At 73.1% G+C, this 16,939-nt stretch carries 17 protein-coding genes and 1 tRNA gene; 11 read left to right on the plus strand and 7 right to left on the minus strand.

The features are described 5' to 3' along the window. Positions 1–5: 5 nt before the first annotated feature. Positions 6–1,187, minus strand: coding sequence for a zinc-dependent alcohol dehydrogenase (locus tag KM427_RS16365; protein ID WP_215524585.1), 1,182 nt, complete (start codon positions 1,185–1,187; stop codon positions 6–8). 266 nt (positions 1,188–1,453) lie between these two features. On the opposite strand from KM427_RS16365, the gene KM427_RS16370 reads away from it, so the two are divergent. Then, on the plus strand, positions 1,454–2,284 hold the full coding sequence (locus tag KM427_RS16370; RefSeq protein WP_215524586.1) for a sigma-70 family RNA polymerase sigma factor: 831 nt from the start codon (positions 1,454–1,456) through the stop codon (positions 2,282–2,284). Further along, entirely contained in the window at positions 2,281–3,258 is a 978-nt protein-coding gene (locus KM427_RS16375; protein WP_215524587.1) for an LLM class F420-dependent oxidoreductase, read from the plus strand. The genes KM427_RS16370 and KM427_RS16375 overlap by 4 nt, the downstream gene beginning before the upstream one ends. 402 nt (positions 3,259–3,660) lie before the next feature. Here the strand turns inward: KM427_RS16375 and KM427_RS16380 are convergent, their stop codons facing one another. After that, positions 3,661–3,900, minus strand: a complete 240-nt coding sequence (locus tag KM427_RS16380; protein ID WP_215524588.1) for a hypothetical protein — start codon at positions 3,898–3,900, stop codon at positions 3,661–3,663. 61 nt (positions 3,901–3,961) lie between these two features. Between KM427_RS16380 and KM427_RS16385 the strand changes: the two genes are divergently transcribed. Next, on the plus strand, positions 3,962–4,642 hold the full coding sequence (locus tag KM427_RS16385; RefSeq protein ID WP_215524589.1) for an HAD family hydrolase: 681 nt from the start codon (positions 3,962–3,964) through the stop codon (positions 4,640–4,642). On the opposite strand, the gene KM427_RS16390 is transcribed toward KM427_RS16385, so the two are convergent. After that, the gene (locus tag KM427_RS16390) at positions 4,623–4,892 is read right to left on the minus strand and encodes a hypothetical protein (protein WP_183594058.1); all 270 of its coding nucleotides are present in this window, start codon (positions 4,890–4,892) and stop codon (positions 4,623–4,625) included. The two genes, KM427_RS16385 and KM427_RS16390, sit on opposite strands and share 20 nt — an antisense overlap. 118 nt (positions 4,893–5,010) lie before the next feature. On the opposite strand from KM427_RS16390, the gene KM427_RS16395 reads away from it, so the two are divergent. Together KM427_RS16395 and KM427_RS16400 are read left to right on the plus strand one after the other, a co-directional pair. Further along, on the plus strand, positions 5,011–5,166 hold the full coding sequence (locus tag KM427_RS16395; RefSeq protein ID WP_215524590.1) for a hypothetical protein: 156 nt from the start codon (positions 5,011–5,013) through the stop codon (positions 5,164–5,166). Between the two features lie 5 nt (positions 5,167–5,171). After that, a complete protein-coding gene (locus tag KM427_RS16400) occupies positions 5,172–5,345 on the plus strand; it encodes a hypothetical protein (protein WP_183594056.1) in 174 nt (57 codons plus the stop codon). 131 nt (positions 5,346–5,476) lie between these two features. Here the strand turns inward: KM427_RS16400 and KM427_RS16405 are convergent, their stop codons facing one another. The 4 genes from KM427_RS16405 to KM427_RS16420 all read right to left on the minus strand — a co-directional run bounded on the left by KM427_RS16405 (position 5,477) and on the right by KM427_RS16420 (position 9,304). Beyond that, entirely contained in the window at positions 5,477–7,156 is a 1,680-nt protein-coding gene (locus KM427_RS16405) for a SelB domain-containing protein (RefSeq protein WP_215524591.1), read from the minus strand. Next, the gene (gene selA, locus KM427_RS16410; RefSeq protein ID WP_215524592.1) at positions 7,156–8,457 is read right to left on the minus strand and encodes an L-seryl-tRNA(Sec) selenium transferase; all 1,302 of its coding nucleotides are present in this window, start codon (positions 8,455–8,457) and stop codon (positions 7,156–7,158) included. The genes KM427_RS16405 and selA overlap by 1 nt, the downstream gene beginning before the upstream one ends. A gap of 23 nt (positions 8,458–8,480) precedes the next feature. Next, positions 8,481–8,575: transfer RNA gene (locus KM427_RS16415), tRNA-Sec, on the minus strand. A 186-nt stretch (positions 8,576–8,761) separates the two neighbouring features. Next, a complete protein-coding gene (locus KM427_RS16420) occupies positions 8,762–9,304 on the minus strand; it encodes a GNAT family N-acetyltransferase (protein ID WP_215524593.1) in 543 nt (180 codons plus the stop codon). Positions 9,305–9,398: 94 nt separating this feature from the next. Here KM427_RS16420 and KM427_RS16425 point away from each other — a divergent pair, with 94 nt between their 5' ends. The 6 genes from KM427_RS16425 to selD are packed head-to-tail and all read left to right on the plus strand — an operon-like array spanning position 9,399 to position 16,212. Then, the gene (locus tag KM427_RS16425; protein WP_215524594.1) at positions 9,399–10,046 is read left to right on the plus strand and encodes a TetR/AcrR family transcriptional regulator; all 648 of its coding nucleotides are present in this window, start codon (positions 9,399–9,401) and stop codon (positions 10,044–10,046) included. Positions 10,047–10,086: 40 nt separating this feature from the next. Continuing rightward, positions 10,087–10,665, plus strand: coding sequence for a dehydrogenase (locus KM427_RS25935; RefSeq protein WP_183594051.1), 579 nt, complete (start codon positions 10,087–10,089; stop codon positions 10,663–10,665). Positions 10,666–10,677: 12 nt separating this feature from the next. Next, positions 10,678–13,353, plus strand: a complete 2,676-nt coding sequence (gene fdh, locus KM427_RS16435) for a formate dehydrogenase (RefSeq protein ID WP_215524595.1) — start codon at positions 10,678–10,680, stop codon at positions 13,351–13,353. Then, on the plus strand, positions 13,353–14,237 hold the full coding sequence (locus tag KM427_RS16440) for a 4Fe-4S dicluster domain-containing protein (protein WP_215524596.1): 885 nt from the start codon (positions 13,353–13,355) through the stop codon (positions 14,235–14,237). The genes fdh and KM427_RS16440 overlap by 1 nt, the downstream gene beginning before the upstream one ends. Continuing rightward, complete coding sequence (gene nrfD, locus KM427_RS16445; protein WP_215524597.1) at positions 14,237–15,211, plus strand: NrfD/PsrC family molybdoenzyme membrane anchor subunit; 975 nt, start codon at positions 14,237–14,239, stop codon at positions 15,209–15,211. The genes KM427_RS16440 and nrfD overlap by 1 nt, the downstream gene beginning before the upstream one ends. Beyond that, a complete protein-coding gene (selD, locus tag KM427_RS16450; RefSeq protein WP_215524598.1) occupies positions 15,208–16,212 on the plus strand; it encodes a selenide, water dikinase SelD in 1,005 nt (334 codons plus the stop codon). Before nrfD ends, selD begins: the two co-directional genes overlap by 4 nt. Positions 16,213–16,939 lie beyond the last annotated feature (727 nt).

Below are 16,939 nucleotides of genomic sequence, written 5' to 3' on the forward strand. Positions count from 1 at the left end.
GGTCGTCAGAGCTGGAAGACGACCTTCACCATGCCGTCCTCCTTGGCCCGGAACCTGGCGTACGCGTCCGGGGCCTCGTCGAGGGGCAGCCGGTGGGTGGCGAACGTCTCGACCCCCAGCCGGTCGTCGTCCTCGGTGAGCCTGCCGAGGATCCGGTCGGTCCAGGCGCGCACGTTCGCCTGCCCCATCCGCAGCTGCACCTGCTTGTCGAAGAGCTGCATCATCGGGAGCGGGTCCATCGCGCCGCCGTACACCCCCGAGATCGAGATCGTGCCGCCGCGGCGCACCGCCTCGATCGCCGTCTGCAACGCGGCGAGCCGATCAATCCCGGCCCGCGTCATCACCGCGCCGGCGACCCTGCTCGGCAGCAGGCCGAGCGCCTTCTGTGCCGTCTCAGCGACCCGCGACCCGTGCGCCTCCATGCCCACCGCGTCGATCACGCTGTCGGCACCGCGACCGTCGGTCAGCTCGCGCACCACCGCCGGCACGTCGTCGCACTCGGCCAGGTCGATCGTCTCGGCGCCCCGGGCCGCCACCCGGGCCAGTCGCTCGGGCACATAGTCGACCGCGATCACCCGTATTCCTCGGTCGAGCGCGATCCGGGCCGCCATGTCGCCGATCGGCCCGGCCCCGAGGACCAGTAGCGTGCCGCCGTCGGGCACGGCGGCGTACTCCACGCCCTGCCACGCTGTCGGCAGCACGTCGGAGAGGTAGAGGAACCGCTCGTCCGGCGGTCCCTCGGGCACCCGGACCGGCAGGAAGTCGGCGAACGGCACCCGCAGGTACTCCGCCTGGCCGCCGGGCACCTGGCCGTAGAGCTTGCTGTAGCCGAAGAGGCTCGCGCCGGTGCCCTGGTCGCGGTTCTGGGTGGTCTCGCACTGGCTGTAGAGGTCGCGCTCGCACATCCAGCAGTCACCACAGCTCACGTTGAACGGGACGACGACCCGGTCTCCCGCCTTCAGGTCGCGAACACCCGATCCGACCTCCTCCACGATGCCCATCGGCTCGTGGCCGACGACGTCGCCCGGAGTCATGAACGGCGCCAGCGGGTCGTAGAGGTGCAGGTCGGACCCGCACAGACCGGTGCTGGTGATCCGCACGATCGCGTCGGTCGGCTGCTCGATCGAGGGGTCCGGGACCTCCTCGACCCTCATGTCCTGCCGGCCCTGCCAGGTCACTGCCTTCACGACTCACCCTCCTGCTGACGTCGTTCGGATGACCGTCCGTACCCAGGATCGGCGGGAGGATTCGACCCGTTGGGGTGAGACGACGCCTCCCCCGGAGGGCGCATGGTGGGAGCCGGGCACCGACGGATCCGGCGATGCCCGGCCGACGAAGGTCGGCGGCTTGTATCCGTCGGCAGCGCGGGTAGCGTCGCCAGTGAGTCCGGACGCAGCCTCACCTTGCCGAGAGTCGGCAGGGCGCACCATCACAGACGAGATGGAGTGACCTGATGGCACGATCCTCATCCCTGCTCCCCCCACTGACCGACGCGGAGGCACACTCCAGCGACTGCGGCCTCAGCCGCACGGAGCGCGCCGAGCAGACCGACACCCTGCTCCGGACGGCGCACGAGACGCCAGATCGCGGCGAGGCCGACGCCCTGCGTGCCCGCGCCGTGCTCATCAACCGCGGGGTCGCCGAGGCCGTGGCCCGGCGCTACCGCCAACGCGGACTGCCGCAGGACGACCTGAACCAGGTGGCCTACGAGGGCCTCACCAAGGCGGTGACCCGCTTCGACCCGTCCCTGCGCAACGACCTGCTCACCTTCGCCGTCCCCACCATCCGCGGCGAGCTCCAGCGCTACTTCCGCGACCAGGGCTGGACGGTGCGGCCACCGCGCCGGATCCAGGAGCTGCAGAGCCACGCGAACGCCGTCGTGCGCGAGCTCGAGCAGGACCTCGGCCGCGAGCCCACCGGCGAGGAGGTCGCCGACGAGCTCGACATCCCCGTCGAGGAGTACGACGAGGCGATGGCCGCGCTCGGCTGCTTCCAGCCGACCTCGCTCGACCTGCCCGTCGGCGCGGAGTCGGCGACGCTCGGCGACCTGCTGCCCGACACCGACGAGGACCACGACGCCAGCGACGCACGACTGATGCTCGAGCCCGTCGTCCGCCGGCTCTCGGAGCGGGACCGCCGGATCCTCTACCTGCGCTTCTTCGAGGACCTCACCCAGGCCGAGATCGGCGACGACCTCGGGGTCACCCAGATGCAGGTCTCCCGGCTGCTGGCCCGGATCCTCGGCGACATGAGGCACGAGCTGGACCAGCACCACGCGCGATGACCAGCTTCGGCTACACGCTGATGACCGAGCAGAGCGGGCCGCGCGAGCTGCTGCGCTACGCCGGCGCCGCCGAGCGGGCCGGCTTCGACTTCGAGGTGATGAGCGACCACTACTCGCCATGGTCGGTCGAGCAGGGGCACGCGCCGTACGCGTGGACCACCCTCGGCGCGGTCGCCCAGGCGACCTCGCGCGTCGGGCTGATGACGTACGTGACCTGTCCGACGCTGCGCTACCACCCGGCCGTCGTCGCCCAGAAGGCCGCGACCCTGCAGATCCTGGCGGATGGCCGCTTCACGCTCGGTCTCGGCAGCGGAGAGAACCTCAACGAGCACGTGGTCGGTGCGGGCTGGCCCGCGATCCAGGACCGTCAGGAGATGCTCCGCGAGGCCGTCGAGATCATCCGGGCGCTGCACACCGGCGAGCTGGTCGACCACCGCGGCGAATACTTCCAGGTGGACTCCGCACGGATCTGGGACCTCCCCGAGGAGGGTGTCGAGATCGGTCTGGCCGTCGCCGGTGATCGCGCGGTCGAGGCCTTCGCGCCCCTCGGGGACCATCTGATCGGCGTCGAGCCCGATCCGTCGCTGATCACCGCCTGGAACGCCGTCGACGGCGCTCGCGTGATCGGCGAGCGCGCGCGGGCGATCGGCCAGATCCCGATCTGCTGGGACCCCGACGAGGAGGCCGCCGTACGGCGCGCACACGAGCAGTTCCGGTGGTTCGGCGGCGGTTGGGAGGTCAACGCCGACCTGCCCACCCCGGCGGGGTTCGCCGGCGCCACCCAGTTCGTCCGCCCCGATGACGTGGCCGACGCGATCCCCTGCGGTCCCGACCTCGATCGCGCCGCCGAGGCGATCACGGCGTACGTCGACGCCGGGTTCACGGACGTCGCGATCGTGCAGATCGGCGACGAGGGCCAGGACCGGTTCCTCGACGAAGCAGCCGGTCCGCTGCTGGAGCGACTCCGGTCCTGAGCCGTTTGCGGATCGGAGGGACGGGCACCGAGGGCCCATGGGCGCACTGCTGGTCCCCTTGATCCTGCTCGTCGTCATCCTGATCGCCGTGGGCGTCGGCGTGCGGGCGTGGGCGGCTCGGCGAGAGGCCGTGGCCGAGGACCTGGCGCGGCCGACGACCTCGACCCTCGACTATCACGTGCCGCCCGGGCAGGACCCGGTCGTGGTGCTCACGGCGCTGTCGACCGAGGGCTTCTCGGCCACCGCCGACCCACACCGAACCGACCTCGTGCACATCTCGTGCCCGGCGGGCGTCGACCGCGACCGGGGGTCCGCGCCACCATCGCGTCGGCGCACAGCACCGCGATCGACACCGGAGCGTCGATGGACCCCACCCCGGTGCGGTTCGCCGACGAGGAGTGATCAGCGGTCCTCGGGGCGGTCCGACTCGGCGATCGGCCGGTCCACCGGCGGCTCGTCGTACTGCCGGCGCTCGGCCTCGTCGAAGTCGGCCTGCTCGGGCCGGTTGGGCTGCTCGTCCGGATCGAGGTCGACCCGCTCCGCGACGTCGGCGCGGGACAGGTCCTCCTCGTCGGACACGCCGGGCGCGTCGACGGGGCGATGCTCCTCAACCGGCTGCTTCGTGTGCTCACGCTCTCCCATGCCGGGCAAGTACCCGGCCGCCCGCGGCGCATGCCGCCAACCGCCTGGGTACCGCACGGTCATGACCGCCACCACCGCCGTGCTGTTCGACATCGACGGCACACTCGTCGACTCGACCTACCACCACGCCGTCGCCTGGCACCGCGCCTTCGCCCGCCACGACGTGGCGCAGTCGCTGTGGCGGATCCACCGGGCGATCGGGATGGGCGGGGACCGGCTCGTCGCCCAGGTCGCCGACGACGAGACCGAGGACCGGCTCGGTGACCTGCTGCGCGACGCATGGCGGGAGGAGTACCTCGAGCTCCGGAAGGAGGTCCGTCCGCTCCCGGGCGCCCGCCCCCTGATCGCCGGGCTCCGCGACGAGGGCTACCGGGTGGCACTCGCGTCGTCCGGAGACCCGCAGTTCTCCCGGGAGGCCATCGAGATGCTGGGCATCGGCGGCGACATCGAGCTGCTCACGACCTCCGAGGACGTGGACGCCTCGAAGCCCGAGCCCGACCTCGTGGGTGAGACGCTGAGCCGCATGGACGGCGTCGAGCGGGCCCTCCTGGTCGGCGACACCGTGTACGACGTGGAGGCCGCCTCGCGTGCCGGTCTCGCCTGCGTAGCGCTGCTCTCCGGTGGCGTCGGCCGGGCCGAGCTGATGGAAGCCGGCGCGGTCACGGTGGCGGCCGCTCCGGAGGACCTGCTCGGCCTGCAGTGGCAGGTCTACCTCTCGGCCGTCACGCCCCCCGCTCGCTGAGCATCCGGTCGACCTCGCTCCCGGAGCGGCGCAGCACGCTGACCCGGCAGCCCTCGGCGCGCTCGCAGGCGGCGAGGATCTCGACCACGGACGGGTCCAGCGAGTCGACCGCGGTCAGGTCGACGATGAACACCGGACCCGGGTCGCCGATGGCCGCGAGCGCGTCCTCGACGGCCCCCCGGTCGCCCTCCTCAAACCTGCCCGCCAGCCGCAGCCGGTGCTGGCCGGCCTCCCACGTGATCGTCCCCAACGGTCGTCCTCCCCCTGTCACGGTCCCGGTACCCGATCGACCGCGCGCAACTCGGCCCGGACCAGCCGGGATCAGCCGGGATCAGGTGTGCGCCGCGCGCGGGTGGGCACTGGACGTCGTGACCGACGACGAACGGCGACGCCACGCGGGCGCGAAGCAGCCGCTGAGCACTAGGCCGCGCCCCCAGGTGACGCCCGTGCTGGTCGCGGCCGGGCTCGTCATGCTGATCGTGGTGGTCTTCCTGCTGAGCACCGTGCTGGGCTACCACGGTTGATCGACATGAACCTGACACCCGCGCAGACCGCCAAGCTGGTGGGCGGGGTGACCGTCGGCGCGATCATCCTCGTGCTCATCGTCTTCCTCGTCATCACCTGGATCAACGGCGACCCGACCAACGACCTGAAGGAGCACCAGCCGTCGCCCTCGCCGTCTAGCGCACGGACGCTGCCGTGATGAGACAACCCTCACGTGTGCGGCCCCGAGGACCGGGGTAGGTGCGGGCGATGGAAGAGACCCCGATCTACGCGTCGGTCGAGAAGGACCTGCAGATCACCGTGGACGAGCTCCCGACGAGACCGGCCACGTCAGCGCAGTCGACGTCGATCGTCGGACAGTCGGACCGTCCGCCCGGTGCGGTCGAGATGGGCGAGCAGCGGTAGCGCCACCCGGCGGCTGGTGCCGAGCGCCTGCCGGGCCTCACTGGTCGTGAACGGCTGGGCCAGTTCGGCGAGCACCGTCAGCGCCCGCTCGTCGGCTCCGGGCAGCAGGACGACGCGCTCGTCCACGCGGAGCAGCCGCCCGGCCTTGTGCAGCACCGCCAGGGCGGCGGGATCCAGGCCGAGCTCGTCGAGCCGGCCGGCCTCCGGAGCGGCGAACCCCGACAGCCCCGCGCACAGCGTCTCGGCCGCCGCGACCAGGGCCGGCGGCAGGCCGTCGGGTCCGACGATCCGGCCCTCCTCGAGCCGCAGCGGCGCGAGCACGAGCGCATCGACGACCGCCGGGTCGGGCAGGCCGAGTGCGTGCGCGGCGGCGCCGGACGCCACCGGACCGTCGACCACGAGTGACGAGAGCCGTGACCGCAGTTCGCGGGCCAGCCCCGGCGCGACCAGCCAGTCGCCCGCGACGACGGTGCCGGGCGGCAGCGGCTCGATCGGCAGTCCGGCGCGCGTCAGCAGCGACCGGCGGACGACGCCGCGCAGCCGCAGCTCGGCCTCCGGCGTGCCGTCGTGGGAGGCGATGTCACGCCGCCGGCGCGGCGGGACGGGGTCGAGCACCCGCACGCCCCAGGCCCGGCGGCTGCCCGGGTCGCGCAGCACTGCGCGGTCGGCGTACCGCAGCGGCAGTGGGCGCTCCAGCCGGAGCCGCGCGACGCCCGGCGCGAGCAGGTGCGCGCGGGTGCCGAGGTGGGCCGAGCCGATGTGCAGGACGGGGTGCGCGGGCAGCCGGTCCGGACCGGTGAGGCGTACGTCGACGACGGCGGTCGCCTCGAATGCGCGCGGCGTCACCAGCACACTCCCCCGCCCGATCGACTCCGGAGCGCGCCCGCCCAGGTCGAGGGCGACCCGCGCCACCCCGGACACCGCGGGCCGGGGCGTCCCGAGCGACTCGACGCCACGCACCCGCACCTCGGCGTCGCCGCACGCGAGCACGTCGCCGACGCGGATGGTGCCGGCGGGCAACGTGCCGGTGACCACGGTCCCGGCGCCGCGCACGTGGAAGCGCCGGTCCACCCAGAGCCGCACGTCGGCGGTGGGGTCCGGGGCCGGCACGGCGGCGAGCACCGAGGCCAGCGTCGACCGCAGCCCGTCGAGGCCGGCGCCGGTCCGCCCGCTGACGACGACGTCGGGAATCCCGCGCAGCGACGTCGCGTCGACCTCGGCGCGGGCCCGGCCCAGTGCCCGCGCCGGGTCGGCCAGGTCCGCCCGGGTCACGACCAGCACGCCGTGCGCGACCTCGAGCGCGTCGAGCGCGGCGAGGTGCTCGGCCGCCTGGGGCATCCACGGATCGTCGGCGGCCACCACGAGCATCGCCACCGGCACCGGTCCCACACCGGCGAGCATCGTCGTCACGAAGCGCTCGTGGCCGGGCACGTCGACGAACGCCACCTCGCCCACCTCGGGCAGCGACGTCCAGCAGTAGCCGAGCTCGATGGTCAGCCCGCGCCGCTTCTCCTCCGCGAGCCGGTCGGGATCCTGACCGGTGAGCGCCGCCACCAGCGTCGACTTGCCGTGGTCGACGTGGCCGGCGGTCGCGACGACGTGCATCAGGGAGCCACGCGGCGGACCGCCTCGACCAGCACCTCGTCGAGCTCCTCCGGCACGGTCAGCAGGTCGAGGTGCAGCCGCCCGTCGTGCACGTGCCCGACCACGGCCGGATCGCCGAGTCGCAGCGGGGCCGCGAGCGCGGCGGGCAGCGCGAGCGCGGCACTGGGCAGCGGTACGCCGGGCGCCCCGCCGCCCCCGACCCGGCCCTGCGACGGCACGGCCGAGGCGACGCCGCCGAGCTGCCGCGCCAGTCGCGTCGCGCGGGCCAGCAGCTCCTCCGGCCGCGCCGCCAGTGCGGCGGGCACCGGGGGCACCGGGCCGGTCAGCGTCGCCTCCAACGCCGCCAGCGTCAGCTTGTCGACGCGCAGCGCCCGCGCGAACGGGTGCCGGCGCAGCCGCTGGACGAGTCCGGCCTCCCCGAGCAGGAGGCCGCACTGCGGTCCGCCGAGCAGCTTGTCGCCCGAGGCCGTGACCAGGTCCGCGCCGGCCCGCAGCACGGTCGCGGCGTCCGGCTCGTCGGGCAGCCGCGGATGCGGCGCGAGCAGCCCGGAGCCGATGTCGACGACGAGCGGCACGCCGAGGCTCGCCAGCTCCGCCACGGAGACCGCCGAGGTGAAGCCCTCGACGCGGAAGTTCGAGGGATGCACCTTGAGCACGAACGCCGTGTCGGCGCCGAGCGCGGCCTCGTAGTCGGCGAGCCGCACCCGGTTGGTGGTGCCGACCTCCCGCAGCCGGACGCCCAGTGACTCCAGCAGCTCGGGGATCCGGAACCCGTCGCCGATCTCCACCAGCTCGCCCCGGGCGATCACCGCCTCCCGAGCGCGGCCCATCTCGGTCCGGCCCAGCGCGCACGCCACGAGTGCCAGCGCCGCTGCCCCGTTGTTGACGACGTGCACGCCGCCCGCGTCGGGCACGGCGGCGGCCAGGGCGGCGAGCGCACCGGTGCCCCGCGGCCCGCGCCGGCCCGAGGCCAGGTCCATCTCGACGTCGGTGGCACCGGCGGCCCGGGCGACCGCCTCGACGGCCGCCGCCGAGAGCGGCGCCCGCCCGAGGTTGGTGTGCACCACGACACCGGTCGCGTTGACGACCCGACGCAGCGTGGTGGCCGCCGCCGGTAGCCGGTCGAGGACCACCGCGACCGCGTCCTGCGGCGGGACGGCACCGGTGCGGCACTCGTCGAGCACCTCGACCACGACGCCCTTGACCCGCGCCCGCCCGAGCCGCACGGCCGCCGCCGCGACCGCCGGGTCGGCGAGCACGGCATCGGTGCGCGGCGTACGACGGCGCGGATCGTCGGTCACGGGCCTCCTCTGCGGGAACGCATTGGCGGAGGCGGACGGGAATCGAACCCGCCTGGCCGGCGTGACCGACCACTACGGTGTTGAGGACCGCGCCCGTCACCAGACGAGTTACGCCTCCACGGGCAATCTAGTGGCCATCACCGCTGATTCACCAAGGGTCTACGCACCCAGTGCACGCACCTCGCCGCGTCGGCGACGCTCGGTAGACAACCAGGTATGCCGTCGCGCCGCCGCCTTGCGAGGCACCCACCCTGAACACGGATACCCCCGACGCATCAACGGTGATGACCACAAGTGCCCGCGGTCAGGCCACGGGGCGAACGGCGCGGGCGAGCACCGGGGTGGCGAACGAGTAGGTGACCGTGGCCCCGTCGGGCTCGGCGACCGCGTCGGGAGCCTGGCGGCGGACCATCCGGATCACCGGCTCGTTGGTGACGCTCGCGAACACCTCCACGCGCTCGACGCCGTGGGCGCCCAGGTCGGCCATCAGCCCGCGCGCGAGCGCCGTACCGATGCCGCGGCCCTGGTGGTCGTCCGCCACGATGAGACCGATCTCGGCCACCGGCGTCGCGCCGGCGCGCACCCAGAGACCGTGACCGACCAGCGCGCTCCCGACGTACGCCAGCACGGCGGCGCCGCGCAGGCCCTCCGGCAGCAGCGCGTCGAGCACCGCCGGCGGCGGCTCGGGTCCGAGGCCGGTCTGGAAGCGGCGGTACGACGACTCGAGGCTCAGGCCGCGCAGCAGCCCGGCGAGCTCGGTGCGGTCGGCCCGCGTGGCGCCCCGGATCCGCAGGCCCCTCGGGGTCGGGCCGGAGGTGCGGCGATCCGGGAGGTCGGTGCTGGTCATGGTGGCCTCATCACGATGGATTGAACTAACAAACCGAACGATCGTACTATTTGATCGTCAGGTCAATCCCCCACCCGCACTAGGCTGGACGGCGATGAGCGAGCAACGGGTCGACGAGCCCACCGACGGGCGTGTGCGCCGCGGCGACCGCACCCGTCGGGTGGTGCTGGCCAAGGCGGTCGACGTCGCGTCGGTCGACGGCCTCGACGGCCTCTCGATCGGGCGGCTCGCCGCGGAGCTCTCGATCAGCAAGAGCGGCCTGATCGCCCACTTCGGCACCAAGGAGCAGCTCCAGCTCTCGACGATCCGGGCGGCCCGGGCGATCTTCGTGCGCACGGTCATCGAGCCGGCGCTGGAGTCGCCCGCGGGCATGACCCGGCTGCGGCGACTGCTCGACGCCTGGCTGGAGTACTCCAGCGACCGACGCTTCCCCGGCGGCTGCTTCTTCGGCCGCGCCGCACACGAGCACGCGGGGCGGCCCGGCGCGATCCGTGACGCCCTCGCCGCGGTCGACGAGGAGTGGATCGGCCTGATCACCCGGACCATCGTCGAGGCGCAGGCGACGGGCGAGCTGCGGGCCGACATCGACGCCGGGCTGATGGCCTTCGACGTGGTCGCCTGCCTCGACTCGGCGAACCTGCGCTCGCTGCTGATGGACAGCTTCGACGTCTACGACCAGGCGCGGCGCGCCATCGACCAGCGACTGGCCGACGCGGCCTGCCGGCCGGGACCCGTCGGCTGACCGGTGTTTTCGGCGGGTCAGGTGTGGTTACCTGGCCACTGTGGCGGATCCGCGGACGTTCCTGGGCTGGCCGTTGCTGCGTCAGGTCACGGGCGCGGACCGGCTCGGCCGCGGCCACGCCGCCCGGTCCGAGCGCAGCGACCGCCTGACGCCCCGCACCGCGTCGGCAGACCGGGTCGTCGACTCGGTCTGCCCGTTCTGCGCGGTCGGCTGCGCGCAGAAGGTCTTCGTCAAGGACGGCGAGGTCATCCAGATCGAGGGCAACCCCGCCAGCCCGATCTCGCGGGGCCGACTGTGCCCCAAGGGCAGCGCCAGCAAGCAGCTGGTCACCTCCCCCACCCGGGTCACCAAGGTCCGCTACCGCAGGCCGTACGCCACCGACTGGGAGGACCTCGACCGCGACACCGCGATCGACATGATCGCGGACCGGGTCGTCGAGACCCGCAGGAAGTACTGGGAGTGGGAGGCCGACGGACCCGACGGCCGGCGCCGCACCCGCCGCACCCTCGGCATCGCGAGCCTCGGAGGAGCGACCCTCGACAACGAGGAGAACTACCTCATGAAGAAGCTCTACACGGCGATGGGCGCGATCCAGATCGAGAACCAGGCTCGGATATGACACTCCTCCACGGTGCCCGGTCTGGGTACCTCGTTCGGCCGGGGTGGGGCGACCACCAACCTGCAGGACCTCAGCAACGCTGACTGCATCCTCATCGAGGGCTCGAACATGGCCGAGGCCCATCCCGTGGGCTTCCAGTGGGTCATGGAGGCGAAGCGGCGCGGCGCCACGGTCATCCACGTCGACCCGCGCTTCACCCGCACCTCGGCGGTCGCCGACCAGCACGTGCCGATCCGTGCCGGCTCCGACATCGCCTTCCTCGGCGCCCTGGTCAACCACGTGCTGAGCAACGACCTCGACTTCCGCGAGTACGTCGTGGCCTACACCAACGCCGCCAACGTGATCGACGAGGACTTCCAGGACACCGAGGAGCTGGACGGCCTCTTCTCCGGCTACGACCCCGAGGCGGGCCACTACGACCCGATCACCTGGCGCTACCAGCCGCCGGCCGAGATGACCGACGACGAGCGGCAGCGCGCCGAGGAGCTCGAGGACCAGGAGCGCCGCGACCAGGAGGGCAGCCGCCACCAGGAGTCCCACCAGGCGGCCCGCTCGGAGAGCCACGGCTCGGGCGGCGCACCGGTCAGCTGGAAGGGCCTGCGCGACGAGACCCTGCAGCACCCGAGCTGCGTCTTCCAGATCCTCAAGCGGCACTACGCCCGCTACACCCCCGAGATGGTGTGGGATGTCTGCGGCATCGAGCCCGAGCAGTTCCTCCGGGTAGCCGACGCGCTGACCCGCAACAGCGGCCGCGAGCGCACCACGGCGTTCTGCTACGCCGTCGGCTGGACCCAGCACAGCGTCGGCGCGCAGATGATCCGCACCGCCTCGATCCTCCAGCTGCTGCTCGGCAACATCGGCCGCCCCGGCGGCGGCATCATGGCGCTGCGCGGCCACGCCAGCATCCAGGGGTCGACCGACATCCCGACGCTGTTCAACATCCTCCCGGGCTACCTCCCGATGCCGAACGCCGCCCACCACCAGTCGCTCGACGCGTGGGTGGCCGACGACGAGGGCAAGGCCGGCTTCTGGGGCAACATCCGCTCGTACGCCGTGAGCCTGCTGAAGTCCTACTGGGGCGACGCCGCGACCGTGGACAACGACTTCTGCTTCGACTACCTGCCGCGGGTCACCGGCGACCACTCGACGTACACCACCGTCAAGGCGATGATCGAGGGCCGCTGCAAGGGCTACTTCGTCGTGGGCGAGAACCCCGCCGTGGGCTCCAGCAACGGCAAGATGCAGCGGCTCGGCATGGCCAACCTCGACTGGCTGGTGGTGCGCGACCTGCAGCTGATCGAGTCCGCGACGTTCTGGAAAGACGGCCCGGAGATCGAGACCGGCGAGCTGGTCACCGAGCGGATCGGCACCGAGGTCTTCTTCCTGCCCGCCGCCTCGCACGTCGAGAAGGCCGGCTCCTTCACCCAGACCCAGCGGATGCTGCAGTGGCGCGACCAGGCCGTCGCCCCGCCCGGCGACTGTCAGAGCGAGCTGCAGTTCTACTTCGACCTCGGTCGGCGGATCCGCGCCAGGCTCGCCGGCTCCACCGACGAGAGGGACCGGCCGCTGCTCGACCTGGCCTGGGACTACCCGCTCGACGCCGAGGGCGGGCCCGAGCCCGAGTCGGTGCTCCGCGAGATCAACGGCACCGGACCCGACGGCGCCGCGCTCTCGGCGTACACCGAGCTGCGGGCCGACGGCTCGACGGCCTGCGGCTGCTGGATCTACTGCGGTGTGTATGCCGACGAGGCCAACCAGGCCCGGCGCCGCAAGCCGCACTGGGAGCAGGACCAGGTCGCCGCCGAGTGGGGCTGGGTCTGGCCGGCCAACCGTCGGATCCTCTACAACCGGGCCTCCGCGGCCCCGGACGGCACACCGTGGAGCGAGCGCAAGCGCTACGTCTGGTGGGACGCCGAGGCGCGGCGGTGGACCGGGGCCGACGTGCCCGACTTCGTGCCCGACCGGGCACCGGACTTCGTGCCCGAGGAGGGTGCGACGGGCCCGGACGCGATCGGCGGCCAGGACCCGTTCGTGATGCAGACCGACGGCAAGGCCTGGCTGTTCGCGCCGCTGGGGCTGGCCGACGGCCCGATGCCCACCCACTACGAGCCGGCCGAGTCCCCGGTGCGCAACCCGCTCTACGGGCAGCAGAGCAACCCCACCCGCAAGCAGGTGCGGTCCCCCGCCAACCCGCTGAACCCGAGCTGGAGCGAGGTCTACCCCTACGTGTTCACGACCTACCGGCTCACCGAGCACCACACGGCGGGCGGGATGAGCCGGACGCTGCCCTACCTCACCGAGCTCCAGCCCGAGCCGTTCTGCGAGGTCTCGCCGCGGCTGGCCGCCGAGCGCGGGCTGGAGCACCTCGGCTGGGCCACGATCGTGACCTCCCGGACCGCGATCGAGGCGCGGGTGATCGTCACCGACCGGCTCCGCTCGCTGCGGCTGGGCGACCGGTTCGTCGAGCAGATCGGGCTCCCCTACCACTGGGGCGGCAACGGCATCACCACCGGCGACTCCCCCAACGACCTGGTCAACCTCACCCTCGATCCCAACGTCTACATCCAGGACAAGGTCGGCACCTGCGACATCCGGCCCGGTCGCCGCCCGCGCGGCCCGGCGCTCCCGGCGTACGTCGCGGACTACCGTCGCCGGGCCGGCATCCCCGAGGCCGGAGAGGAGACCTGATGGGCAGCCTGTGGGGTGGCCTCGACGACGTCCAGGCGGACGCGGGGTACGACGCCGACCATCCGCCCCGGATGGGCTTCTTCACCGACACCTCGGTGTGCATCGGCTGCAAGGCCTGCGAGGTGGCCTGCAAGGAGTGGAACGACGTCCCCGACGACGGTTACCTGCTGACCGGGATGTCCTACGACAACACCCAGGAGCTGGGGGCCTCGACCTGGCGGCACGTGGCCTTCGTCGAGAAGCCCGCCGTCGACCTCGGCATGCCGACCGTGGGCCCGCCCCGGGACGCCGACCAGTCGGCCGCGTCGGGGGACGCCGGGATCCGCTGGCTGATGTCATCCGACGTGTGCAAGCACTGCACGCACGCCGGCTGCCTCGACGTCTGCCCGACCGGTGCGCTGTTCCGCACCGAGTTCGGCACGGTCGTCGTCCAGCCCGACGTCTGCAACGGCTGCGGCTACTGCGTCTCGGCCTGTCCCTACGGCGTCATCGACCTCCGCAAGGACGACGGCCGCGCGTTCAAGTGCACGCTGTGCTACGACCGGCTCAAGGACGGGCAGACGCCTGCCTGCGCCCAGGCCTGCCCGACCGAGTCGATCCAGTTCGGCGAGCTCGACGAGCTGCGCGAGCGCGCCGACCGCCGCCTGGCCGAGCTGCACGAGCGGGGCGTCGACGTCGCCCGCCTCTACGGCCGCGACCCCGAGGACGGCGTCGGCGGCGACGGGGCGTTCTTCCTGCTGCTCGACGAGCCGGAGGTCTACGGCCTGCCGCCCGACCCGGTGGTGCCCACGCGGACGCTCGGCTCGGTGTGGAAGCACGTCGGGTACGCCGCGGCGGCCGTCGCCGGACTCGGCGTCGCCGCCTTCTCCGGGAGGAGGCGCTGATGGCCCGCGGCGAGGCGCCGATGGTCCCGCCCTTCGAGACGCCTCGTTCCTCGGCTCCTCAGGGACCGAGCTCTTTCGAGTCCTACTACGGCCGGCAGATCATCAAGACGCCCACGTGGAAGACCCCCGACGTCCCGCTCTACCTCTTCCTGGGCGGCCTGGCCGGCTGCTCGGCGGTGCTCGCGGAGGGCGCCGCCCTGTCCGGGCGCCCGGAGCTGGAGCGGGTCACCCGCCTGGCCGCCGCCGGCGGGGCGGCGGCCGGCACCGTCGCGCTGGTCCACGACCTGGGCCGGCCCGAGCGGTTCCTCAACATGCTCCGCGTGCTCAAGCCGACGTCGCCGCTCTCGGTCGGGTCGTTCATCCTCGCGCCGTTCAGCGCGCTCTCCGGTGCCGCGGCGGCCTCCCACGTCACCGGCCTGCTGCCCCGGCTGGGCCGGCTGGCCGGCGTCGGCGCGGGCGTGCTCGGGCCGCCGCTCGCGACGTACACCGCGGCGCTGCTCGGCAACACCGTGGTGCCCGCGTGGCACGAGGCGCACCGCGAGCTGCCATTCGTCTTCGGCGGCTCCGGCGCGCAGGCCGCCGGCGGTCTGGCGATGATGCTGGTGCCGCTCGACCAGGCCGGGCCGGCCCGGCGGATGGCGCTGGCCGGCGCCGCCGTCGAGATCGCCGCGGCCGAGTCGATCGTGCTGCGGCGCGGCCTGGTGGCCGAGCCCTACCAGGTCGGCACGCCCGGCCGGCTGATGCGGATCGCCCGCAACGGCACGGCCGCCGCCTCCGCCGCCACGCTGCTCCTCGGCCGCCGCTCGCGGCTGGCGTCCGCGGTCGCGGGCGCGACGTACGTCGCCGCCTCGGTGACCACCCGGTTCGGGATCTTCGAGGCGGGGCTCGCGTCGGCGCGCGACCCGAAGTACACCGTGGTGCCCCAGCGCGAGCGGGTTGCGCGTCAGGGCGGGTCGGCCAAGATGAGCAGGTGACCGCGAGCGCCGACGTCCGACTCACCCAGTACGCCGCCGGCGGGGGCTGCGCCTGCAAGGTCCCACCCGGTGAGCTCGAGCGCGTGCTGGCCGGCGTCGTGCCGGCGGGCGGCGACGACCTGCTCGTCGGCGTCGAGAACGGCGACGACGCCGCGGTGGTGCGGATCGAGGCCGGACCCGACGGGCGGAGCCGGGCGGTCGTGCTGACCACCGACTTCTTCACGCCGGTGGTCGACGACCCCTACGACTGGGGGCGGATCGCGGCCGCCAACGCGCTGTCGGACGTCTACGCGATGGGCGGCGAGCCACTGGTCGCGGTCAACCTGCTCGCCTGGCCGCGCGACCGGGTGCCCTTCGAGCTCGCGGCCGAGGTGCTGCGCGGGGGCGCCGACGTCGCCCGCCGCGCCGGCTGTCACCTCGCGGGCGGGCACAGCATCGACGACCCCGAGCCGAAGTACGGCCTGGCCGTCACCGGCATCGCCGACCCGGCACGCCTGCTGCGCAACGCCGCCGGCGCCCCCGGCGTACCGCTCACGCTCACCAAGCCGCTCGGTCTCGGCGTGCTCAACAACCGGCACAAGGCGACCGGCGAGGTGTTCCCCGAGGCGATCGCCGCGATGACCACGCTCAACCGCGACGCCTCCCGAGACGCCCTCGCCGCCGGGGCGGTGTGCGCGACCGACGTCACCGGGTTCGGCCTGCTCGGCCACCTGCACAAGCTCTGCCGCGCCAGCGGGGTCTCCGCCGTCGTCGAGGCCGCCGCGGTGCCCTACCTCGAACCGGCGCGCGCGTCGTACGCCGCGGGCTACGTGCCGGGCGGCAGTCGCCGCAACCTCGACTGGGTGCGCCCGCACCTCGACGCGCAGGTGTCCGAGGACGAGCTCGTGCTGCTCGCCGACGCCCAGACCTCGGGCGGACTGCTCGTCGCCGGCGAGGTCCCGGGCTACCCCGTGATCGGCGAACTGGTGCCCGCCGGCGCTGCCACGATCACCGTCCGCTGACGGCGCCCGAGCCCGGGCACACGGTGGCTGAGGTGTGAAGACGCGCGCGCACGGTGGTTGAGGAAGGCGCGCTAGCGCCTGTCTCGAAACCACCACCTGGTCCGGGTCGGGGGGTTCTCGTCGTCGCGAGGGGGGTTTCGAGACGGTTGCTAGCGCAACCTCCTCAACCACCGTCCTCGGGGGTCACGGTGGTTGAGGAAGGCGCGCTAGCGCCTGTCTCGAAACCACCACCTGGTCCGGGTCGGGGGGTTCTCGTCGTCGCGAGGGGGGTTTCGAGACGGTTGCTAGCGCAACCTCCTCAACCACCGCCCTCGGGATCACGGTGGTTGAGGAAGGCGCGCCAGCGCCTGTCTCGAAACCACCACCCAGCACCCGACCCACCACATCCGCCGACGCAGCAGGGTTTCGAGACGGTTGCTAGCGCAACCTCTTCAACAACCGTCCTCGGGACCACGGTGGTTGAGGAAGGCGCGCTAGCGCCTGTCTCGAAACCACCGCCTGGTCCGGGTCGGGGGTTCTCGTCGTCGCGAGGGGGGTTTCGAGACGGTTGCTAGCGCAACCTCCTCAACCACCGTCCTCGGGACCACCGTGGTTGAGGAAGGCGCGCCAGCGCCTGTCTCGAAACCACCACCCAGCACCCGACCCCCACATCCGCCGACGCAGCAGGGTTTCGAGACGGTTGCTAGCGCAACCTCCTCAACCACCGTCCTCGTCGGGGTCACGGTGG

This window comes from Nocardioides sp. LMS-CY (genome assembly GCF_018732145.1).
Lineage (GTDB): Bacteria > Actinomycetota > Actinomycetes > Propionibacteriales > Nocardioidaceae > Nocardioides > Nocardioides soli.

Excerpts from the sequence above, each read along its gene's own strand:
- KM427_RS16405 (WP_215524591.1), bottom strand. The coding sequence starts at position 7,156 with ATGCACGTCGTCGCGACCGCCGGCCACGTCGACCACGGCAAGTCGACG.
- KM427_RS16380 (WP_215524588.1), bottom strand. The coding sequence starts at position 3,900 with ATGGGAGAGCGTGAGCACACGAAGCAGCCGGTTGAGGAGCATCGCCCC.
- KM427_RS16375 (WP_215524587.1), top strand. The coding sequence starts at position 2,281 with ATGACCAGCTTCGGCTACACGCTGATGACCGAGCAGAGCGGGCCGCGC.
- KM427_RS16385 (WP_215524589.1), top strand. The coding sequence starts at position 3,962 with ATGACCGCCACCACCGCCGTGCTGTTCGACATCGACGGCACACTCGTC.
- KM427_RS16425 (WP_215524594.1), top strand. The coding sequence starts at position 9,399 with ATGAGCGAGCAACGGGTCGACGAGCCCACCGACGGGCGTGTGCGCCGC.
- KM427_RS16440 (WP_215524596.1), top strand. The coding sequence starts at position 13,353 with ATGGGCAGCCTGTGGGGTGGCCTCGACGACGTCCAGGCGGACGCGGGG.
- KM427_RS16400 (WP_183594056.1), top strand. The coding sequence starts at position 5,172 with ATGAACCTGACACCCGCGCAGACCGCCAAGCTGGTGGGCGGGGTGACC.
- nrfD (WP_215524597.1), top strand. The coding sequence starts at position 14,237 with ATGGCCCGCGGCGAGGCGCCGATGGTCCCGCCCTTCGAGACGCCTCGT.
- KM427_RS16420 (WP_215524593.1), bottom strand. The coding sequence starts at position 9,304 with ATGACCAGCACCGACCTCCCGGATCGCCGCACCTCCGGCCCGACCCCG.
- KM427_RS16370 (WP_215524586.1), top strand. The coding sequence starts at position 1,454 with ATGGCACGATCCTCATCCCTGCTCCCCCCACTGACCGACGCGGAGGCA.